At 47.0% G+C, this 815-nt stretch carries 2 protein-coding genes; both read right to left on the reverse strand.

Annotated elements, in window-relative coordinates:
- Positions 1-171: 171 nt before the first annotated feature.
- Entirely contained in the window at positions 172-513 is a 342-nt protein-coding gene (locus tag A3766_RS05585) for a hypothetical protein (protein WP_068641880.1), read from the reverse strand.
- The coding region (locus tag A3766_RS05590; RefSeq protein WP_156508715.1) for a DUF3489 domain-containing protein at positions 510-815 on the reverse strand (306 nt) is incomplete at its 5' end. The genes A3766_RS05590 and A3766_RS05585, both read right to left, overlap by 4 nt.

Genomic DNA, 815 nt, shown 5'->3' on the forward strand with positions numbered 1-815 from the left:
TGCTTGTGAAAAAACAGGTCGTGCAGCACGCTTGATCGAATTGGACCCTAAGTATGTGGATGTCATCGTCAGGCGCTGGCAGGACTATTCTGGCGAGCAGGCTATCCGTGAAAGCGATGAGCTTTCCTTTGATGAAGTTGCCCTATCAATGCAAACAGAAGCAGTTGCGAATTAAAGCTTAAATGTGTGCCATTCGCTTTGTTTAAAAAGGTACAGGTATTGGGCATCACAGGCTTTGGCCAGTGCAAATAGCTCTGATTCGCTTCGGGTAGTTCTTGGCTGGGTTTGCTCCCAGGCATCGCCACGATCACGGTGGTAAGCACAGACTGTTGCTCCCTGCACGTAGGAAATGTCGCCCAACGCAATCAGGCTTTCGGCGTGGGATTCACTATTGTGATATTGCCGCAGCGTTGGTCCAACACCATTAACTGAATCATAGCCATCGTGATGGCAATAAATTGATTGGAAATTGGTATTGTCTTTAGTCATCGCAATAAAGCAGCGGGTGCTCATTGATCACCTCCTTGCACACGATATCGGCGTTGTTGGCCATCATCTTTGTATGAGGTGATCGTCATACCCAATCGTTTTTTAACTGTGTTTGAAAAGACACCTCGAACGGTGTGCTTTTGCCAGCCAGTTTCAGTACAAATTTCTTCAATGCTGGCGCCTTCTGGGCGCTGCATTAGTGCGATCATACGTGATTGTTTAGTGCCTTCTCGCAGGGTGATGGTTTTGTTGGTTTCTGATTTTGAAGGTGCTTCTAAGCCTATGGCGTCAAAGCCATTTTCATTGATGGTGTAGCTATCGCCATT

It is taken from the genome of Oleiphilus sp. HI0132, assembly GCF_001635845.1.

What these genes read in the sequence shown, in the direction of transcription:
- A3766_RS05585 (WP_068641880.1), bottom strand. Translation starts at nt 513, where the DNA reads ATGAGCACCCGCTGCTTTATTGCGATGACTAAAGACAATACCAATTTC.